This window comes from Paenibacillus sp. sgz302191 (assembly GCF_057749925.1).
The window spans coordinates 44392-65867 of record NZ_JBYLHY010000026.1 but is presented as its reverse complement, the minus strand read 5'-3'; the positions used below and the strand labels follow the sequence as shown (position 1 = coordinate 65867).

The 21476-nt window shown below is 54.4% G+C and carries 11 protein-coding genes and 3 pseudogenes; 3 read left to right on the top strand and 11 right to left on the bottom strand.

The features are described 5' to 3' along the window. The first annotated feature begins 58 nt into the window (after positions 1-58). Together AC3G2T_RS28805 and yfbR are read left to right on the top strand one after the other, a co-directional pair. Complete coding sequence (locus AC3G2T_RS28805; RefSeq protein ID WP_488437720.1) at positions 59-1216, top strand: polysaccharide deacetylase family protein; 1158 nt, start codon at positions 59-61, stop codon at positions 1214-1216. Positions 1217-1229: 13 nt separating this feature from the next. Continuing rightward, the gene (gene yfbR / locus AC3G2T_RS28800; RefSeq protein WP_488437719.1) at positions 1230-1820 is read left to right on the top strand and encodes a 5'-deoxynucleotidase; all 591 of its coding nucleotides are present in this window, start codon (positions 1230-1232) and stop codon (positions 1818-1820) included. Here the strand turns inward: yfbR and AC3G2T_RS28795 are convergent, their stop codons facing one another. The 10 genes and pseudogenes from AC3G2T_RS28795 to citZ all read right to left on the bottom strand — a co-directional run bounded on the left by AC3G2T_RS28795 (position 1821) and on the right by citZ (position 16633). After that, positions 1821-2246 carry a hypothetical protein gene (locus AC3G2T_RS28795; protein ID WP_474679703.1) on the bottom strand — a complete coding sequence of 142 codons (426 nt, stop codon included), beginning with the start codon at positions 2244-2246 and terminating at the stop codon, positions 1821-1823. 208 nt (positions 2247-2454) lie between these two features. Beyond that, on the bottom strand, positions 2455-2640 hold the full coding sequence (locus AC3G2T_RS28790) for a hypothetical protein (protein ID WP_488437718.1): 186 nt from the start codon (positions 2638-2640) through the stop codon (positions 2455-2457). A gap of 691 nt (positions 2641-3331) precedes the next feature. After that, positions 3332-3874, bottom strand: coding sequence for an S-layer homology domain-containing protein (locus AC3G2T_RS28785; protein ID WP_488437757.1), 543 nt, complete (start codon positions 3872-3874; stop codon positions 3332-3334). Positions 3875-4711: 837 nt separating this feature from the next. After that, positions 4712-4927, bottom strand: a pseudogene (locus AC3G2T_RS28780) (fibronectin type III domain-containing protein); the annotation flags it as partial. A 30-nt stretch (positions 4928-4957) separates the two neighbouring features. Next, positions 4958-6259 (bottom strand): annotated as a pseudogene (locus AC3G2T_RS28775) (pectate lyase family protein); the annotation flags it as partial. Further along, positions 6233-7375: pseudogene (locus AC3G2T_RS28770) on the bottom strand (pectinesterase family protein); the annotation flags it as partial. The pseudogenes AC3G2T_RS28775 and AC3G2T_RS28770, both read right to left, overlap by 27 nt. Positions 7376-11298: 3923 nt before the next feature. Next, entirely contained in the window at positions 11299-12864 is a 1566-nt protein-coding gene (locus AC3G2T_RS28765) for a DNA-binding protein (RefSeq protein WP_488437717.1), read from the bottom strand. Positions 12865-13052: 188 nt separating this feature from the next. Next, positions 13053-13994 (bottom strand): malate dehydrogenase, encoded by a 942-nt coding sequence (gene mdh / locus AC3G2T_RS28760; RefSeq protein WP_488437716.1) that lies wholly within the window; start codon positions 13992-13994, stop codon positions 13053-13055. A 55-nt stretch (positions 13995-14049) separates the two neighbouring features. Then, positions 14050-15348 (bottom strand): NADP-dependent isocitrate dehydrogenase, encoded by a 1299-nt coding sequence (gene icd / locus AC3G2T_RS28755; protein ID WP_488437715.1) that lies wholly within the window; start codon positions 15346-15348, stop codon positions 14050-14052. Positions 15349-15520: 172 nt separating this feature from the next. Next, on the bottom strand, positions 15521-16633 hold the full coding sequence (gene citZ / locus AC3G2T_RS28750) for a citrate synthase (RefSeq protein WP_488437714.1): 1113 nt from the start codon (positions 16631-16633) through the stop codon (positions 15521-15523). 1145 nt (positions 16634-17778) lie between these two features. Here citZ and AC3G2T_RS28745 point away from each other — a divergent pair. Continuing rightward, complete coding sequence (locus tag AC3G2T_RS28745; protein ID WP_488437713.1) at positions 17779-19314, top strand: Ppx/GppA phosphatase family protein; 1536 nt, start codon at positions 17779-17781, stop codon at positions 19312-19314. On the opposite strand, the gene AC3G2T_RS28740 is transcribed toward AC3G2T_RS28745, so the two are convergent. After that, positions 19280-21394: an RNA degradosome polyphosphate kinase gene (locus AC3G2T_RS28740; RefSeq protein ID WP_474679711.1), complete on the bottom strand. Its 2115-nt coding sequence runs from the start codon at positions 21392-21394 to the stop codon at positions 19280-19282. The two genes, AC3G2T_RS28745 and AC3G2T_RS28740, sit on opposite strands and share 35 nt — an antisense overlap. Positions 21395-21476: the final 82 nt, after the last annotated feature.

The following is a 21476-nucleotide window of genomic DNA, read 5'->3' as shown; positions in this document are numbered from 1 at the left end:
AGCATACCGCGATAGGACAGTTCGACGTTCAATCCGAGAAAACAGGAGAATTCACCGCATGTTCAAAAAAATCGGAATTACCTTTCTGCTAGGCATCATAGGCATCAGCCTGCTGCTTGGCCCGCTTCACGCCGACAGAGCCGGACAAATCTATTATGAAGACCAAGTCGCCGTACTCATGTATCATCATATTCACGATACGGACACAAGCTCCAGCACGATTACGTCCGCGCTGTTTCAGAAACAGCTGCAATATTTGCTGAGCAAAGGCTATCATTTTATTTCGCTAAGCGAATTCAAAGCTTACATGGGAGGCGCCAGCGTCCCCTCCAACGCCGTGCTCGTCACCTTCGACGACGGCTACCAAAGCTTTTACACGTCAGCTCTGCCTCTATTAAAAAGCTTGCGCATTCCCGCCGTGAACTTCGTCATTACGACAGATTTGGCCAATCCGCTCGGTTCCTACATTCCTTCCATGTCGAAGGATCAGATCCGCGAGATGGTCCATGATACGAATTTCATCGATGTCGGCTGTCATACGGACAACCTTCACAACAAGCTGCCAAGCGGACAAGCCGCGCTCGTCGGAAGGACGAATACGGACGGGCAGCCGGAATCCGACGAAGCCTACAAGCAGCGGATTCTCAAAGATACGACCGCCTGCAAGGGCAAGCTGGATGCGCTGAGCGATACGCCGATCGATACGATGGCGTATCCGTTCGGCATCAGCAGCGACCAGGCGGTGCAGCTCGTTCAGCAGGCGGGCATCCGCTACGCCTTCACGATTACGCCCGATATGGCGACGCGCAGCGCCGATCTGCTGCGCATCCCGCGGATCAACGCGGGCAGCCCCGGCATTACGCCGGAGCTGCTTCACCGCTCGATCCAGCGGCGCATCGTCGCGCAGCCGGGCACAGCCCCGCTGCGCGTGGACGCGGCTGCCGCCGCCGAGCAGCTCGGCGGCAGCGCGGTCCTTGACGGCGGAACGCTTCAGCTCCGCCTGCGCGATCAGGCATTCACCCTGCGGGTGAATGCCGCGGAAGCGGCGCGCGGCGAGGAGCGCGTCCCGCTGCGCCAGCCCGTGCTGCGCGAGCACGGGCGGGTCACGATAGCGCTTGACGACCTGCAAGCGCTGATCGGGCTGCCGCTCGTCTACACCCCCGCCACCGGCAAGGTGGCCGAACGGGTGACGCCGAGCGTCAAACAACAAGAATGAGGAGCATGCAAGCATGACGACAAATAACGATTTTTTTGCTTATTTATACCGCCTGCGATATATCGAGCGATGGAGTCTAATGCGCAATACGCTCAAAGAAAACGTAGCGGAGCATTCCTATCACGTTTCCATTCTTACCCATATGCTGTGCACCATCGCCAATGAAGTGTTCGGCCGGGACATTCCGGTCGGTCAGGCCGTTTCCCTCGCCTTGTTCCACGATGCGACGGAAGTGATCACAGGCGACATTCCGACTCCGGTCAAGCATCATAATTCGGATATTCTGAGCAATTTCCGCCAAATCGAAGCGCTGGCCGCCGACAAGCTGCTCCAGACGATCCCCGACGCGCTGAAAACCGCGTATAAGCCGCTTATAACGGGCAAAGGCGGGAACACCGAGCTGAGCCGCTACGTCAAAGCCGCCGATTTGCTCGACGCTTACCTCAAATGCGTCACCGAGCTGTCGGCCGGCAACCGCGAATTCGGCACCGCCAAAAAACAAATCGAGCAAGCCATTCAACGAATGGACATGCCCGAAGTCGATTACTTTTTGCAGTATATGGCCCCCAGCCTGGAAAAAACGCTGGACGAACTATCCGAATAACTACAGGATGCTGCGGTTGAGCATGAAAAATACGGCAACGATGACGGCAATGGCCGCAATCCAGCTGTATGCTCTGATTTTTGCCGCATCCGATACTACGCTGGTTCCTGCCTTAGCTGCAGCGACCAGCTTTTTCATTCTCGAACCGAGCATGCCGGTTACGGCTCCGATGATCAGCAAAAGCACGACCGAAATGATCATCCAAGGCACCGATACGCCGGCCGAATGGATCATCGCACCGCCGGTAATAAACGATACGATCAAGGCAAACTGGCCCATGCGGTTAAAAAAAGAAAGCAAGCCGACAAAGCTCTCCTGTCCTGCTCCCGACAACGACGCCGCGCGTCCCGCTACAAAAGGAAACACGACATAAACCCCCAACAGCAAAGCACTAATCACGTGTAAAAAAATCATTACGCTGAACATTTGACGCCTCCACATCGTTTTTGAAATGGTTTTCTTTAGTATAACCGAATTCAAACGATACGGACAAGGAAGCGTTCCTGCGTTTTGGCCTCTGTACACGCTCAAGTTCACGATATTTTCACAAGTGGGTGCCGCGTGAGGGCCCTTAGGTGGCGGCCGACCGCCGTCATGCAAGCGCAAGCTGTTGAAAAGCCTCCACCAGAGCCGGTCACGCAAACTGTTTAGCTTTTCGCGAAAATGCCTGCAAAAGTACAGGTTTTTGCTCCTTCATGCGCTTACTTCGCGCAATTCCTGCAATTGTGCAGGCTTTTTCCCGACATATGGGCTCAACATTCATTGTTGTCAAAAATTGCTGCACTTTTGCAGGCTTTTCGCCAAAATGAGCCATTTCCACGAAAATTCCTGCACTTTTGCAGGTTTTCCCATCGGCCGACCTGCCAAGCCAAGCTGTCGCATGACCTCCCGTCATACAGCGACGTAACCCACGCATGTGGGGGCGCATGCGAGTGCGCTAGCGGGTACGCGAACGAGAGCGCAAACGAGAGCGCTAGCGAGTGCGCAAACGAGTGCGCTAGCGAGTGCGCAAACGAGAGCGCTAGCGAGTGCGCAGCGAGTGCGCTAGCGAGTGCGCGAACGAGTGCGCTAGCGAGTGCGCTAGCGAGTGCGCAGCGGGTGCGCTAGCGAGTGCGCAGGCGGGTACGCTAGCGAGTGCGCAGGCGGGTGCGCTAGCGAGTGCGCAGGCGGGTACGCTAGCGAGTGCGCAGGCGGGTGCGCTAGCGAGTGCGCTAGCGGGTACGCGAGCGAGTGCGCAGGCGGGTGCGCTAGCGAGTGCGCTAGCGGGTACGCGAGCGAGTGCGCAGGCGGGTGCGCAGCGGGTGCGCAGCGAGTGCGCAGGCGGGTGCGCAGCGACGCCTCACCGCGGATGAGCCGGTCCTCGGCGCGACCGGGCAGGGCGGCACCTTCCGGCAAGTCAGCCGAGAACCCGGCCTTTCTCTGGCAGCCTGCAGCACCGCGCGCTGCACCCAACACGCGGCGGTTCGCTGCAAGACGCGGGCGGTTTGACCACATGCCCCGCGGGGGCAGCCTTAATTCAGCAGCTCTGCGTACTGAAGCAGGCGCCTCAGCATAACGGCCGCTTCCGCTCGCGTTGTGCCTGCTCCAGGCATGAACATGCGGTCCGCTACGCCGTCCACGATGCCTGCGCGCACTGCCGCCGCGACGGCGTTCCTGGCATAGCCGGCGATCTCCTGCGCATCCGCAAAGGCCGCGGCTCCTTGGCCTTCCGCCGCCGGCTTTTTGCCTGCGGCTTCCATGGCGCGGGCGATCATCACCGCGGCTTGCTCCCGCGTGATGCCGGCGTTCGGCAGGAAGCTGCCGTCTGCGAAGCCTTCTACAATGCCCGCTTTGGCTGCGGCGGCTACCGCGCCCGCATACCAGTCACTTGCTGTTACATCGGAGTATCGCGCTCCCGCCCGCTCCTGCGGCAAGCCGAGAGCCCGGGCCAGCAGGGCGGCAAATTCAGCGCGGCTGACCGGCGCTTGCGGCGCAAAGTCATGCTCGGACACGCCTTGAATCACGAGCTTCGAAGCCAGAAGCTCCACATCCGCTTTCGCCCAATGACCGTTCATATCATGGAAAGATTTGACCGATTCCACAAGCATGATGATGCCCGTCGTACGCATTTTGACGGTAATGTGCGCCGCGCCGCCGGATACGTCGATCACGGCCGGAACGAAGCGCAGTTCGCCGGAATCGGGATCGTACGAAACCGCCGTTAATCGGGCGGGGTCGGGATTACCCGGCACATCGAGTACGGCCGCTGCGTAAGCGCCGTTAAAGTTGCTTACGGCTGCTTGCCGGCCTCCCGCTTCCGCGCCGATCGCGATTTCCGTTGCGCCGGCCTGAAGCTTCAAGCCCGCTTGCCCGGTACGCCGGGCGATTGCGTCCGCTGCCGCGTCGGATACATCCCCGACCGTAATCTGAAGCATGACGCCGCCGGGATCAGCGTTCATTTCGCCGGACAGCTTCGCAATATCGAACGAATGCAGCGGAAAGCTGAGCGTCAAGCCGTCCCGCTTCACGCTAAACACCGCATTCGGCGCTATGCGCTGCGCTTCTTGCACTGCCGCTGCCGGCAGCAGCACCTTCGCTCCCGCCTCGCCGCCCGCCACTTCCACGGCGATCGTTCGGCTCGAACCCTGCAAAGCCGCCGCAGCTTTCGTTAAAGCCGCAGCTTCAATGGTTACGCTCGCAACCTTGCGTCCATCCGCCGTTGTGTCAAGCGCACTAGCAACATTCGTGATTCGCGCTCCAGCCGAATTGGCTTCCACGGTCTGACCTGCTGCCGCCGTGTCACCGCCGCTGCCATTGCCACTACCGCTACCGCTTCCACTGCCACTATCGTTTCCGCCGGAGGAACCCGAACCGGATGCTTGCTTCGGAGCCGCCGACGCCTCGCCGGACAGGGCGCTTTCCCCGTCGGCATTTACCGCTGTTACGACGTAATAATAAGTCGTACCGTTCGTGACTCCGGTATCCGTATACGAAGCGGTCACGACGTTCGCCGCGATCGTCGTATAAGGTCCGCCGTTCGCCGTGCTGCGTTTCACCTGATAAGAGACCGCTCCCGCCGCGCTGCTCCATTGCAGGCTGACTTGCCCGTCTCCTGCCGCGGCCGTCAACCCTTGCGGCGCCGCAGGCGGAGCAGCCATAGTCGTACGTTCAGCCCCGGCGCTTGTCGAGACAATGGCCGGCACGGAGCGCGTCGGATCGATCGTGTTGTGCAGGAGCGGCGTCCAGCTTACAGGGCTTAAACTTTTGCTCTGCGCAATATTCATATCGACGCCGTTCAGCACCGAGCCTGTATCCGTAAATGCGGTGCCTCCCGCAAATACGCCGATTAAATCGGGCGCTTGCGTGCCCGTGTCTTGCTTGAAGTAATTGTTTTGCGCGTAAATTTGCGATGCATACCCGACTCCCATCGTATACAGGAACGGATAACTGGCATCATTCAAAGTGCCTTCATAGTAGTTATTGTACATGTGCACTTGGCCATACCGCACGCGCGGCGCGCGCTGAACGATATTTTTGTAGTAATTGTGGTGGAACGTAATTCTTTCTTTGCCGATGTCCCCGGTGTAGCTGTCGCTTCCGCCGATCAGCGTCGTTTTGTCATGATCATGGAAATAGTTGTAAGACACCGTTATAAGGTCGGAGCCGTTCGTAATATCGACCAACCCGTCATGCTGCTGGTATTGGCGGCCAAAATATTGCTTGCTGTAATCGTCTTTATTGTCGCCGTCGCTGAACGTATTATGGTCGATCCAGACATGCGTCGCCCCTTTGACTGTAATGCTGTCAAAGGCGGAATTCCAGTTGCCCGAGTCGCCGTCCGTCGGGTCCCATTGCGGGAAATAGTCAAATGCATCCCGGAATTCGATATTCCGGATAATGACGTTGTCTACGTTCTGGATCAGCAGATTGCCCCCCACAATTGTGGCATTGGTGCCCGGCAAGCCGACGATGGTCGTGTTCGAACCGACATTGATTTGAATTTGCGCCCCTTGCTTTTTCTCCGAATTGGCCCGGGCCGTCTCCAATGCGCCGGAAGGCACAGACGTTTTGCCCCAGGTTGCCGGATCGTAGGCTCGCAAATATGCATGGAAATCGTAGCCCTCGTCCTTGTAATCGTCAAATCCCAACGGATTGTCCTGATCATCGACGTTCATATCGATCATCCCGCTAATATATATGATTTTCGGCGTCGCATTTGTTGCATTGCTGCTGTTGCTGCCGCCCAGCGCCTGAATCAGCTCGCTCCGTTTTGTAACTACCGTACCGGCTGCGGCCGCCGATCCGCCTGTAATGGTGCCTGCCGGGAATGCTCCCCAACCGTCATTCGCGGCCAGCACCTGTCTGCCAATGTCCGAAGCGGACGTATCCGTCACGTTTACGGTTAACGGCACGGCATAGGTGCCGAAATGAACGTAAAGCGTTGCAGTTCCTGACGGCAGCCCAGCGAGATACGTTTTGTTGATTGAAATTACATTACCTGCTGCCGTATAATCCCCTTCAGCCAATACCTTGTCGCCATTCGTAAGCTTCGTCAAAGCGTGTCCGCCCGCTTGCGCTATCACATGAATATCGGATTGATAGAGCGGATTTTTGTCAAAATTCGCAGACGCAACCGATATCGATGGCTCCAAAGTCATTTTCGGCCTGATAACGGGAATCGTCGGGTCCCAGCCGGAAAAAATTTGCGGAATCGTCACGCTGGCTTCCGTCCCCGTCATTTGCGTGGAAATCGCCCGGGACGCCGGGTTGGCGCCGATGCCGTAGCTGTTGTATTCGCTGAAGTTTCTCACTTTACAGCTGCCTGCGCAGGAAGTGGCCCAGCCTGAGGCCAGGAAGTTTTTGGAATTAATGAACGTATTGATGAAGCGTACGTTAGCGTAGTCCTTCCAGGCGCGACCAAGATCGTAAGTGCCCAGCGCCGAAGCGCCGTCGATGATTTGCGAGTTGATGAATACGTAACCCGGATCCGCCGGATTGCTTTGTCCTGCCGCCGTAATATGGCCCCCGCCCGTTCCTGCGCTCGCCGCATTGCTCACAAGCACAAGCTTCGCTCGGTCAAATACAATTGCCGGAGCCTCTCCGAAAATGTAATCGACATCGCCTTCGATGATACTGTCGCGGAAATATTGACGCCCCGATTTATAGTTGTACAAAGTGTCCTGGAAACTGGTCAATTTTACATGGTCAAACACGGATTGGTCGCTTTGAACAAGCAAAGCTACAGCCGTCCCTTTTTCCGACCGGGGTGCGGCGCTGTTCCTGATCGTCAAATGGGAAGCCGTAAAATAGTTCGCAAAAACGCCGAACGTGTAGCTTTGCGCCGTGCCTCCCGGCCTGCCCGAATTGCCGTTCGTGCCGCCGTAATCGTCGTATACGATCGTCGTCACATCGATCCCCGCGCCGATCAGGCTTACGAAAGGGCGGTCCATGTATACTTTTTCCACATATGTCCCAGGGCCGACGTAAATGACCGTTCGCGCCGTATTGGATGCGGGAATGGCATTCACGGCTCCCTGAACGGTCGTATAATCGCCGCTGCCGTCCTGCGCCACCATTATCACTTTCGAAGAGGCTGCGACGATTTCCTCCGAATCGGGACTGCTGCCTTTGGCATTCACCGCCGCAACAGTATAAAAATAATTGTTGTCATTAATCACATTCGCTGCGGTGTTGTCCGTATACGATGTGCCTGAGATCGTCCCTATGACAGTATAAGTGCCTCCACCCGCTGTTTTTCGCTTCACCTCATAAGAAGCCGCATCGGGAACGGCGTTCCAGGATAAACTAACGCTTCCGTCGCCGGCAATAGCCGTCAAACCGTTGGGCACTGCAGGAGCTCCGGTCGCGGCCGCATAAGGCGAGACTTTCACCTGGTTTGAAATCATGCTTTCCGCATTGTCGTTCGCCGCCGTTGCCACATAATAATACGTAATTCCGTTGGCGGCAGTCGTATCGCTGTAAGTCGTTTGGCTGAGATGTTCGGCAATCGTCGTATAAGGTCCGCCGTTCGCCGTACTTCTTTTCACATTATAATAAACAGCCTGTGTCACCGGCGTCCAACTGAGATCCACCCTCTGATCGCCCGGTACGGCGCCCAGCATCGCCGGCATTTGCAAAGGACGGCCGGAAACCGCGGCCGCAAGCTCGGAGCCTGCGCTCGTCCCGCCCACATTGCCCGCGGCAACCTGATAATAATAAGTGATGCCGTTTATCAAGCCTGTGTCGTGATAAGTCGTGCCGGTAGTTTTATTCGATAAAGAAAGGAACGGGCCGTTCGGTGTCGTGCTTCTTTGAAGCGTATAAAAATCGGCCCCCTCGGACGCCTTCCAATTTAAGGTAAACTCGCTGTCTCTCGCGACAGCCGTCAGCGCCGTCGGTGCGGCCGGAGGCGGCACATCGTTCGGATATCCCACGGCAGCACGTGAAGCTTCGCTCTCCCCGCCGGCTTTTACACCTGTAATCACATAATAGTAATTCGTTTCGTTCTCAAGCCCCGTATCCGTATAAGCCGGAGAAGCGGTATTGGCGATAAAGCTGTAAGGACCTCCGGAAACCGTGCTCCGGTATACATTGTAAGAATCGACACCGGTAGCCGGATTCCATGTCAAAATCACTTTGTGGCTGGCTCCGCTCGCCGCAACGTTTTGCGGAATCGTCACGCTTTGCCGGTACACCTTAACATTGTCGATATACAAGCTTCCCTTGGAGGTGCCGGGCGTACGCGCCTGAATTTTGGCGATATCGGTCACAGGACTGGCAAAGGTCATATTGCCTTGAAAAACGTCATTGATGTACAATTCCGCCGAGTTGGTGCCTGCGTCGGCAACGAATTTCAATTTCATCCATGTACCTTTGACATACATCGAGGAGTAATCGCCCAATTTCAGCGTCAATGCCGTTTTGCCCGAGCTGTCGACCAGTTCCAATGGATAGGAATCCCCCATGAACACCGGTTCCATAAAATCGAGCTGAGCCGTAATCCCCTCTTTGACCGGAGCAAAAATTTTCACAAATCCGCCCCTGCTTGTGCTGTTGTCGTTAACCCACAGGACACGGGTGGAGTTCCCCGTTATGGTGCCTGAAACATTGCCGAACTTATTCGTCAACTGATCGTTGCTGATTACCGTGATGTTGTTGCCGGCAGACTCTGCGGTAAAGTTCGAATATCCGTCAGGCTTCTCTTGCAAAGGACTGCTTTCAAAATTGTCATCGATCAAGTAGGCGATCGGTTTCGCTGCCGCTTCTGCAGAGATAGCGCTTTCGCCAGCCTGATTGAGCGCCGTTACCACGTAATAATAACGGGTATCATTGGCCAATCCGGTGTCGGCAAACGTGGTGCCGGTCACATTGGCGACAGTGCTGTAAGGGCCACCTTTGGTCCCGCTCCGCTTCACATTGTAGGAAACAGCCCCGCCGGCCGCATTCCAGGCAAGATCAACCCTGGCATCGCCCGCGGCTGCCGTCAATCCCGCCGGTGCTGCGGGTACCTGTACCGAGGATTGAAGAGCGGCCTGCACCTCGTTCGAGCTTCCGCTCTCTCCGTAATCGCCCGCGGCGGTCACAACGTAATAGTAGGAAGTGTTGCTGACGACGCCGGTATCGTTATAACCGGTTCCATACACGGATGCAATTACGGAGTAAGACGAGCCTGAAACAATGCTTCGTTTTACGTTATAATAGGCAGCCCCGGTAACCGTGTTCCAGGCCAAATCCACCTTTGCGCTGCCGGCGGAAGCGGTCAGACTCGGCGCATCCAGAGCAGGCATCGGCAGAACCGCGGTCAATGAAGCGACCGCAGTAGAAGGGGCGAATATTGACGCCCCTGCCGTCGTATTCGGAGTAATGTAATCAAATGCCGCCGTCGCCGCTTTTCCGACGCCCAAGCCTATGTATGCATCGGTCATACCGGTTATCGTCTGCCCTTTGGTTTGGGTCCAATAAATCGTTTGACCGTCTTGCGACAATGATCCGTAGTCTACATAAATCGCAGAATTGCCGCCTGATACGGAACGGCGCATTTTAATAAATTGCGGAGCGGAAATGCCTGTGGCGCTGTCAATCGCATCCAGTCCATTGGCCGTTCTCGTCGTATTGATTGCTCCCGCATAGTTGGAAAGAATGCCTGACCCGTTGCTGGTGCCTGCATCGTCCGCCGATCTGTAATATGCGTAAAAATCGTAATACGGCGCTGTTTTGCTGGAATACAGCAGTGCCCCCATATAGCCCGGCTTTGTTGTCGCTTCTGTCGCCTTGCGGATGACGATGCCCGCGGAAGCGGATGTGCTGCTCGCGCTGAAAGCTTTTACCCTTGCCACTATGCTGAATTCACCGCTTACGGGCGTTTGCATATAGGCATACTGAAATTGCTCCCCATTGGAAGATGAGCCGACAATTCCATTGTTGGATGCCGGACTCGTTAGCGTAAATACGCCCAATCCGTTGCTTGCGCCGTACGTGCTTGTTCCGGCCTCAGACGGCCAGGATGCAGATGCAGCATTGATATCTTTATTCCCCCAACCGGTAGGGAATGTGGCTGCAGCCTTGACATTTTCGCTGCCCCCGAACGGTACAACCGACGCGATAAACATCATTATCGCCAAAAATCTGGCCAAACCGGTGGCTCGCATGCGTTTCTTGTTCATGTAAATTGTTTAACCTCCTTGTCTGTTTTGCTACAAAATGACTTCTCGCGCGTCGAAAAAGCGCTTTCATTTTCGAGTTCCATAATCCTCCTTTCAAGCTTGCCTGTAACCCCTAGTATAAAAACGGCGGGGCGTTACGTACATAATCCCTGGCTCTCCCGCCCCCGGTGAATTAGACATTTGGCGGAAAAGTGTTCCAATGATTATCATGATAATCCGCTGCTGCTACCGGGGGCCGGTGGGAAAACCTGCGAAAGTACAGGCTTTTCCCGCGGTCATGGTTCATTTTGGCGAAAAGCCTGCGAAAGTGCAGGAATTTTCGTTAAAAATGAACCCGAGCCCCTGTACGCGGCGAAAAGCCTGCACAATTGCAGGAATTCTCGCGTCCAGCGTATCAAGGGCGCAAATTCATGTATTTTTGCAGGTTTTTTTCGCATGTGGTCGACCGACCGCCGTCATGCAGCGAAACACCGTGCACTGGGAGCTGCGCGCGGTGGTGCAACTGGCCGCCGTCATGCAGCGAAACTCCGTGCGCTGGGAGCTGCGCACGGTGCGACCGCCAGGCAGATTGCGGCTATAGGCTCTGACGTGGGGGTTTTTCAATTGCTCGCGACCCGACCCGACCGAACCGGCCCGGCCTAGCTTGGCCTGCCAAGTGGCTTCACAGCCGCTCCCCCGTGCGGTTCTACAATCGCCCCTCCGGGAGAGGGGCAAGTCGTCGATCGCGCACAACACCGGCGGCCGATCAGACGTTTGTGCCGCCTACCCGCGAACAAAAAATCCCCCCGAACCGGCTATTGCACAGTTCGAAGGGATTGTCGTTGCGGGTATACCTTTTATGGCAGCGGTTCTACAGCAACATTCGCAATTGTTACAGCTTCCGTATACTTAGCTGTACTGTTCAGACGCAGGCGCATGTTGGCCGCACCCGTCACGCTCGGATTGATTTGCACGTTGACGATTTTTTCCGCATGCCCGTTGGCGTCGGCAGTCAACGAGAAAGCAGCGCTATAACCGTAAGAGGAAGGCCATGTGCCGCTGTCATTTTGCACTTTAGCCACTTGGGTGCCGGAGCTCGTATAAACACCGAGCGAGTAGCCGCTTGTCGTGGAGTTGGCTGTCAACCCGTTAACGACGATTTTGACAGGGAAAGATGCGCTGTTCGGCAGCGTTGCCTGGTGAACGAACGCGTACGGATCGTTGGACGAAGTCGTCGATACTCCGTAAGAGCCTGCTTTAAAAGTCGTCGGATCATACCATTTGTATCCGGCTGCAGGCGCTGCCCACGGTTCGGCTTGCGGTTCCGTCGTGTTGGCCGGCTGCTCCCAGGAATAAAGCGCCGTTGCCGTATCCAGCGTAAGACCGGGCACTTGCGTGAGGCTTGTGTAGCTTTCTTTTGTCGCCAGCCAGTTTACCATATTTACCAGCAGCGTGGAATCGTTTTGCTCCGAGAAGCCTGCATAAGTCGTTTTCGTACCGCCGGTTTCTTCTTTCAAGTATTTCGGCGTGGCGTCTTCCACAGGGGAGGAATCCCCGATGAAGCCGGCTTTGCCTGCGCTTACTTTGGAAACCGCGACATAAGGGCCTTCGGCCACCCCGCCGTTGTTATAAACGCCTTGATCCACTGCGTTTGCCCATTTGGTAGTCGTCGCAGGCAAGTAGACGATGCCTTTTGCTTTTGTCGGATCTGTAATTGCCAACGTAGATCCCGCGTGCATAGCGACCGTGGAAACGCCGCTCGTAATGCCGAATGCCTGGGAAGGAGCGACGATATTGTTCGCTGTAATGTCGCCGAGCGCGTTGTAGCGGAACCGGATGCCAAAATTCGCCGCCAGCCAGTCGGAGCTGGCAACGCCCTGCATCGCCGAGGAAGCGGCTTCTCCCGCGCTCATGCCAAGAGCCGGATTCGTCCAGGCTCCGCGGCGGTAGCCGTTGAACACTTCCGAAGCGTCCCAGCGGTTTTTATTCCGGTCGGCATTGTAATGATCGCTGATGAAGAAAATGCTGCCGCCGCCTTGCACATATTGCAGCATAGCGGTTTGTTCGGAAGTTTTGTACGGAATATTCGCTTCAGGAATGACGAAAACATCATAAGCCGATAAGTCCGAAAGTGTAATCGGGCTGGATTTGCGCAGTTCTTTTACATAGTAGCCGGCATTGCCCAGCGCATTGCCAAAATCCGAAAAGCCGCCGTCGATGACCCAGTCCGCCGCTCCTGCCGTCTGAGCGTGCGTGTTGTCGAACAGCACCTTTTTCCCGTTAGGTGTCGACGGGTTAATCGTTGGCGCCGGGTCTGACGGTCCCTCTGCAAACGCTTGCGGGATCGCTCCGGACAAAGATGCGACCAGTGCCGCGGTAATAGCAAGACCTTTCAAGCTCTTTGTTCCATTCAAGCTTTTCATAAATAATGAATTCCCTCCATCCATGGAATAAATAGCCAAGCTGGCCTATGTGTATCGTAGCACAGGATTCCGCCCAAAAATAGCCATTTGCAGTAAATTTACAAAAGCAACAAATTGTTGTGCAATCCGACAAAAAAAAGAACCGGCCCCCTATTTGCATAGGAAACCGGTTCTTCGTGATATGGCGATTAGCCCGTTACAACTTTAATAACGTTGCGGACGGAGTTCGCCGTTTTATCAAGGGCCGCTTTTTCGTCGGCAGTCAATTCGATCTCAAGCACTTTTTCGATGCCGTTTGCGCCAAGTACAGTCAGAACGCCCATGAACAGGTTGTCGTAGCCATACTCGCCTTCAAGCAGCGCGATTGTCGGAATGATGCGTTTTTTGTCTTTCAAAATCGCTTCCGTCATTTGTACGAGCGATGCCGCGGGAGCATAGTAAGCACTGCCGTTGCCGAGCAGGTTTACGATTTCGCCGCCGCCTGTGCGCGTACGTTGAACGATAGCTTCAATTCGATCGGCAGGAATCAGCTTCTCGATAGGAACGCCGCCGGCGTAAGTGTAGCGCACGAGCGGAACCATGTCGTCGCCGTGTCCGCCGATAACGACACCTTGAACGTCCTCAACCGAAACGTTCAGCTCCTGGGAGATGAACGTAAGGTAACGAGCCGTATCCAGAACGCCGGATTGACCGATAACGCGGTGTTTAGGGAAGCCAAGCGCTTGATAAGCTACATACGTCATCGCATCCACAGGGTTGCTGAGAATAATGACGATTGAATCGGGAGCTACTTGCTTAACGTTCTCACAAACGGATTTTACGATACCCGCGTTGGTGTTCACCAGGTCGTCGCGGCTCATGCCCGGTTTGCGGGCAATACCTGCCGTAATAATGACGATATCGGAGTTTGCCGCATCTTCATAGCTGGAAGTACCTGTAATTTGAGCGTCAAAGCCTTGAACAGGACCTGCTTCGAGCATGTCGAGCGCCTTGCCTTTAGTCGGATTCTCAAGCTGCGGGATGTCCAGCAGAACGATGTCGCCCAGCTCTTTTTGCGCAAGCATAAGCGCAGTTGTCGCACCTGTGAATCCGGCTCCTACAACGGTAATTTTATTACGACGGATTGCCATTTGAGGAATTCCTCCTTCAATTTTTAAAAAATAAATCCGGCGTCCGGGGCGGGAATTAGCCCATGTTTTTAATAATTTCGTTGGCGAATTCGGAACATTTGATTTCTTTCGCGCCTTCCATCAGACGAGCAAAGTCGTAAGTAACGGTTTTGTTGTTGATGGACGTTTCCATGCCTTTGTAGATCAGTTCAGCCGCTTCCAGCCAGCCAAGGTGCTCAAGCATCATAACGCCGGACAAAATAACGGAACCCGGATTTACAACGTCAAGACCTGCGTATTTAGGAGCCGTACCGTGAGTAGCTTCGAAAATGGCATGTCCGGTCAAATAGTTGATGTTGGCCCCGGGAGCGATACCGATACCGCCAACTTGCGCAGCAAGCGCGTCGGACAGGTAGTCGCCGTTCAGGTTCAGCGTAGCGATAACGTCAAAATCGGTAGGACGAGTCAGTACTTGCTGCAGAGCGATGTCGGCGATTGCGTCTTTTACGATGACTTTGCCGGCTGCTTCAGCGTCTTTTTGCGCTTTGTTAGCCGCTTCCGTGCCTTGCTCGGCTTTGATGCGGTCATATTGCGCCCACGTGAATGTTTTGTCGCCGAATTCGCGCTCAGCCAGCTCGTATCCCCAGTTCTTGAACGCGCCTTCGGTGAATTTCATGATGTTGCCTTTGTGCACAAGCGTAACGGTCTTGCGGCCGTGCTTGATCGCATACTCGATAGCGGCGCGGATCAAACGCTCGGAACCTTCGGACGATACAGGCTTGATGCCGATACCGGAAGTTTCAGGGAAACGGATTTTCTTAACGCCCATTTCTTCCTGCAAAAATTTAAGCACTTTTTTCACGGCTTCGGTACCGGATTCCCACTCGATGCCTGCATAAATATCTTCTGTATTTTCACGGAAAATAACCATATCGACAAGCTCAGGACGTTTAACCGGTGAAGGCACGCCGTCGAAGTAGCGAACCGGACGGGAGCATACGTACAGATCGAGCTCTTGGCGAAGCGCAACGTTCAGGGAACGGATACCGCCGCCAACCGGAGTCGTCAGAGGTCCTTTGATCGCAACGATGTACTCGCGGATCGCAGTCAGCGTATCGTTTGGCAGCCAGTTGTTGTATTTGTTAAAAGCTTTCTCTCCGGCAAACACTTCGTACCAGGCGATTTTTTTCTCGCCTTTGTAAGCTTTCTCTACGGCTGCGTCAAGAACGCGCTTGGAAGCCGACCAGATGTCAGGGCCCGTGCCGTCGCCTTCGATGAAAGGAATGATCGGATTGTTAGGCACTTGCAGAACACCATTCTCGATGGTGATTTTTTGACCTTCGGTTGGCAGTTCGTAAGATTCGAATTGTGGCATGGTATGTCCTCCTTAAAATTGTGAAAAATAAAATGTAAAACATGCCTTTGCCCTTAGACAGTCCAGGCTGCCGGGGGTCAGACACACAAAAGCGGCGGAAGTCGCGGCACTCCCCCCGGCAAAAAGCCGGACGGATGCCGAACAACCCGCATCTTTAACATGATAACATAAATTAGCGATTGCTGATCGGAATATATTTTTGGTTCACTGGGCCCGTGTACTCGGCGCGAGGGCGGATCAGGCGGTTGTTCTCGTACTGCTCCAGCATGTGAGCCGTCCATCCGGATGTTCTGCTGATCGCAAAAATCGGAGTGAACAAGTCGCGCGGTATTTCCAGCGACGTATACACAGATGCGGAATAGAAATCGACGTTAGGCTTCAAGCCTTTCAGCCCGGTTACAAGCTCTTCCGCTTTAATGGACATTTCGTACCATTTCATGTTGCCGGTAATTTTTCCGAGCTCATACGACATTTTTTGCAAGTGCTTCGCGCGAGGGTCGCCGTTTTTGTAAACGCGATGGCCAAAGCCCATAATTTTGTCTTTGCGCTCCAATTTGCCGTGAATGTAAGGCTCTACGTTTTCGACCGTGCCGATTTCTTCGAGCATGGCCATAACCGCTTCGTTCGCGCCGCCGTGAAGAGGGCCTTTCAGCGTGCCGATCGCGGAAGTGATGCCGGAGTAAATATCGGTCAAAGTTGCAACGGTAACGCGGGCCGCAAATGTAGACGCGTTAAGCTCATGGTCGGCATGCAGAACAAGCGCCTTGTCCAGTGCTTCGATAGCAACTTTATCCGGCTCTTTGCCTGTCATTTGATATAAGAAATTAGCGGCAATCGACGAATATCCTTTGGAAGCGAGAGGCTCCAGTCCTTGGCGGATGCGGGCAAAAGCCGCGATAATCGCAGGCACTTGGGCTTGCAGTTTGATCGCTTTTCGCACATTGGACTCCGTGCTCATATCGTTCGCTTCTTCATCGTAAAGCGCAAGACTGGAAACGGCCGTACGTAGCGCAGCCATGGAATTGACGTCTTTCGGATAGAGCTTCAGCTGATCGATCACCGCTTCCGGTACGCTGCTGTACGCGTTCAGATCGTTTTGCAGCTTTTCCAGCTCGGACTCTGTAGGCAGTTTGCCGAACCAAAGCAAATGTATGACTTCTTCAAAAGTCGCATTTTCTGCGAGGTCATCAATATCAATCCCGCGATAAGTTAAAACGCCGTCCACGATGGAGCTGATCGACGAGGTTGTGGCTACAATACCTTCCAAACCCTTGGTTGCAGTCATGGGAATCTCTCCTTAGCTACTTGATTTTTGCAAAAACTCACTTTTTCCTAACTTAATAATAAAGGATTTCACCCTGTAAGTGAACAAAAAAGGGCATAAAACTAAGTTATCACTATCATAAAGATTCTTTTTGGCGAAATTCGAGCGCTTACGGCACGATACAAGTTTTTGTTAATTCTCTCGAATTATACGGAACTTTGCGGAAAAAGTTTGTAGAGAACAGTTGAGCTTGATACAATGTAAAACAAAGCGGCAGCATGAGACGATTGAAAATCTGTCGGCCGAAGCTGACGAATTGTCGGCCATGCTCAGCGGTCTGTCACGCCCAAGGCGGCATATCCATTTGGCCTGTCGAAGAAAACCTGCAAGAAGACCTGCACGTCAGGCTTTAAGAAAACGTACATTGGAGAGAAGCATCTCTATAAATGCACAGAAAACCTGCATGTGGATCAAGTGCCGGGTTAGAGGAACCAGAGGGAACGCAGCCGCGCATCTCTGGCTACGATTGCGGCGGTGGAGTGGGCCACACTTCTCCTGCATCCGGTTGCGGCGCTGAGTAGCCACTCCTCCCCAGCTACGGTTGCGGTGCTGAATTTGCCCGCGTCTCTCTGGCTACGGTTGCGGAACTGAATTGGCCTTACTTCTCCTGCTCCGATTGCGGCGATGAAGTGGCCACTCCTCCCCAGCTACGATTGCGGCGGTGGAGTGGGCCACACTTCTCCTGCATCCGGTTGCGACGCAGAAGTGGGGGCAAGGCGGCCTGGCAGGGAGAAAACCTGCAAAAGTGCAGGTTTTCTCCTTAAAAATGGTTCATTTTAGCGAAAAGCCTGCAATTGTACAGGAATTTTCGATGAAAATGAACCCGAGCCCGTGTTCGCGGCCAAAAGCCTGCACAATTGCAGGAATTTGCCGTGGCCGGCGTTTCCATCCAGCAAAAACTGTATTTTTGCAGGTTTTTCGCGCAACTGGGCAGATCGTAACGACCGGCTCCGGCGTGTGGGGTTTCCGGGCTGCCTGTACTTTGGCCAGCCAAACCAATCCAAGCCGCGTAACGGCGGCAGCACCGTTTTGGACGGCATGCGAAACATGTTAGCTTCGTACGACCTTTGTTCTGAAAGATCTACTTTTGTTGAAGGAGCCAAGAAATGAGCAGCATCTCCTACATAGGCGTCATCGATATCGGATCGAACTCCATCCGGTTGGTTATTTACGAACGCAATTTATACGGCGCCTACCGCGTCGTCAGCGAGTATAAAGATTCCGCAAGACTAAGCCAGCGGATCGGTGCCGACGGCATTTTACATAGCGAAGACATTCTTTCCGTCGTTCCTATCCTCTCCCACTACGCAGCGCTCTGTCTCGCGCACGGCGTGCGGACGCTAAAAATCGTCGCCACGGCGGCGATCCGCAATGCGGCCAATTCCGCGGAAATTGTCCGGGTGCTCGAAGGCCGGACCGGCTTCAATATCGAGGTGCTGAGCGGAGAGGACGAGGCCCGTTACGGCTTTCTCGGCGTCGTGAATACGATCGATATCAGTGACGGATTCATTATCGATATCGGAGGCGGCAGCACCGAGGTCACGCTGTTCCGCGGCCGGGAACTCAAGCAAAGCTTCTCCTTCCCGTTCGGTTCGGTGAACACGACCCGCCAATTTATGAAGAACGGCGTCATCACCGAAAGCGAAAAGGCCGGGATTCGCCTTATGGTAAAGGAAGCTCTCGCCGCCCATCCATGGATCAAAAGCTCGCCGGGCTTGCCCATGATCGGGCTGGGCGGAACGATCCGCACACTCGGCAAAATGAGCCAGAAGCGGAGCAAATATTCTCTGCAGCTTGCCCACAACTATGAGCTGAAAACCGGGGAGCTCGATTTTTTCCTGGAATTCCTGTCCTCCCTGCCGCTTGAAAAGCGCAAAAAGGTGGAGGGACTTTCCAAAGACCGCGTGGACATTATCGTTCCGGGCCTCATCATTTTGGATACGATCTTTAGTGAAGCCGCGGCTTCGCATTGCATCGTCAGCGGCTCAGGCTTGCGGGACGGCATCTTTTACGAGCTGTGCACGCCCGGGAATGCGCTGGTCGACGATGTTCTGGAAGCTAGCGTCCAGAACATGCTGATGCTTCATCCGGGTGCGGCCGTCCAGCACGTCAAGCATGTCGACAAGCTCGCGCTTCGCTTATTCGACGAGCTTGCTTCCTTGCAGGGGCTGGATAAACAAAGCAGACGCTACCTTCATGCCGCCGCGCTGCTGTACCGGATCGGATCTAGCGTCAATTATTATCAATACGGCAAACATACGCAGTATATGATCGCACAGGCCCGCATCGACGGCTTCAGCCACCGGGAAATCGCGCTCTGCTCGCTGATCGCTTCCCATAAAACAAAAAGCCGGACCCACCAGCTTGCCCTTGCTTACAAAGACATTTTGGAGGAATCCGACGAATTGCTTGTTGCGAAGCTGGGAACGCTGCTGCAGCTTGCCATCGCGCTTGACCGCAGCGAAACGCAGCCGGTTCGGGAGCTCATCATCTCCATCATCGGCAAGACGCTTACGCTAAAACTTTTATGCGCGGACAATCCCGCCGCCGAACTGAGCGAGATCGCCGCTTTCGCCAAAGATTTTGAAAAAGTGTGGGGACTTGCGCTTAAGGCTCAAGCTGAAGCTTTTTCCACGACTTAATTTTCATCGCCTCGAACTGGCTCCGGTACGGAGTCAGTTCATTTTTTACCCGGGTGTACATGCCGTTGGTCATGAGCTCCCTTGCCTTGACATTATCGTTAAGACTAAGCCGTAAAATTTGGATCATCATTTTTTTCAACTGTTCGTCGAATACCGGACACATCAGCTCGATGCGCCGCGTCAAATTGCGGGTCATCCAATCCGCCGACGACAAGTACACGTCGACTTGTCCGCCGTTTTCGAAATAGTACATGCGCGAATGCTCCAGGTACCGGTCGACAATGCTGCGCACCGTAATGTTCTCACTTAGTCCCGGCACTCCCGGGCGAAGGCAGCAGACGCCGCGCACGATCAGATCGATCTTCACGCCGGCCTGCGACGCGGCATACAGTGCATCCACCATCTGCTGGTTGGACAAAGAGTTCATTTTGGCGATAATGTGCGCCGGCTTTCCGGCTCTGGCATGCCCGGCTTCCCGCTCGATCAGCTCAAACAGCTTATCCTTCAAATCCGTAGGAGCGACGGCAAAAGCCTGCCAATCGTGCGGCGCGGAATACCCCGTGATTTCATTGAACAATGCCGATGCGTCCTCGCCGATGACGCTGTGCGAGGTGAACAACCCTACGTCCGTATACAGCCTGGCCGTGCTGTCGTTGTAATTGCCCGTACCTACGTGGACGTATCTGCGCAGCGTGTTCTCTTCCTGTCTGACGACGAGCGTGATTTTGGCATGCGTCTTCAAGCCCACAAGACCGTAAACGACGTGGCAGCCCGATTTTTCGAGCTTTCTCGCCCAGGCAATGTTGCGCTCCTCGTCAAAACGAGCTTTCAGCTCGACGACGACGGTGATCTGCTTGCCCGACTCCGCGGCGATCGCAAGCGCCTGAATAATCGGCGAATTGCCGCTGACCCGGTAAAGCGTCATTTTGATCGCAAGCACATGCGGATCGTAAGCGGCATGCACGACAAAATCGGTCACCGCATCGAACGATTCGTAGGGATGATGCACGAGCACGTCCTGCTGCTTCAACAGCGTGAAAAAGTCGTTCGTATCCTCGAATTCCACCGGATATTTGGGAACGATGCGCGGGTAACGGAGATTATCGAATCCGTTCAAACTGCCCGCCAGCTTCATCAAATAAGTCAGGTCGATCGGACCGTCGATTTCAAAAATGTGCTCCGTGATTTCGAACTCGTCCTGAAGCTGGGAAAGTGCATAGGGATGCATCCCTTCCTGAATTTCCAGACGCACCGGAGAGCCCCATCTTCTGCGGCGCAGCTCCTTCTCGATCTCTTCGAGCAAATCCTCGGCGCCCTCTTCGTTCAAGGTAAGATCGGCATTGCGCGTCAGGCGAAACCCGTGCACGGCAATCGGCGTATAGCCGCTGAACAGCGACTGGATATGGTGCTCGATCAATTCCTCGAGAAGAATGAACTCCTGCTTCTTGCTGTTCGTTCTGGCAGGTACCGGGATGTATCGGGACAAATTGCTGGGCACCTGAACGATGGCAAAATACGGCTCATCGTCCGGATCGTCGCCCTCGCGGATCAGTACCACAGCCAAATAAAGAGACTGATTATGGACAAGCGGGAAAGGACGGCTCTGATCGACCGCCATCGGAGTCAATACCGGAAAAACAATATCGTGATAATACGCATCCATCGCTTTTTTCTGGCTGATGTTCAATTCTTCGTACTCGGTAAAAACGATTCCCTCTTTAATTAATTGCCGGATAACGTCCCGGTACGTTTTGTACTGCTCGCTGACCATTTTAGCGGTCCGTTTCATGATGCGCTTAATGAGCCCGGCGGGCGTGTAGCCCGTGAAATCTTTTTTGTTGTACCCGGCTTTCATCTGATCCTTGAGCCCGGCAACACGCACGCTCATGAATTCATCCAGATTGCTGGATACGATACTTAGAAACTTCGCTCTTTCCAGCAGCGGAGTGCTGGGGTCCTGAGCTTCTTCCAAAACTCGCCGGTTAAATTCGATCCAGCTCAAATCGCGGTTCAAATACATGGACGAAACTTCGCCGACTTCTTTGATTTCCCTCACCGCAGGCTCTCTTGCAATACTCATAAAACCTCCGTAAAAATTCCTAATTTTCGACATTCCTTATTTTATTGTACTATGCCCGGCATAGACCGACAATGCGGGGAAA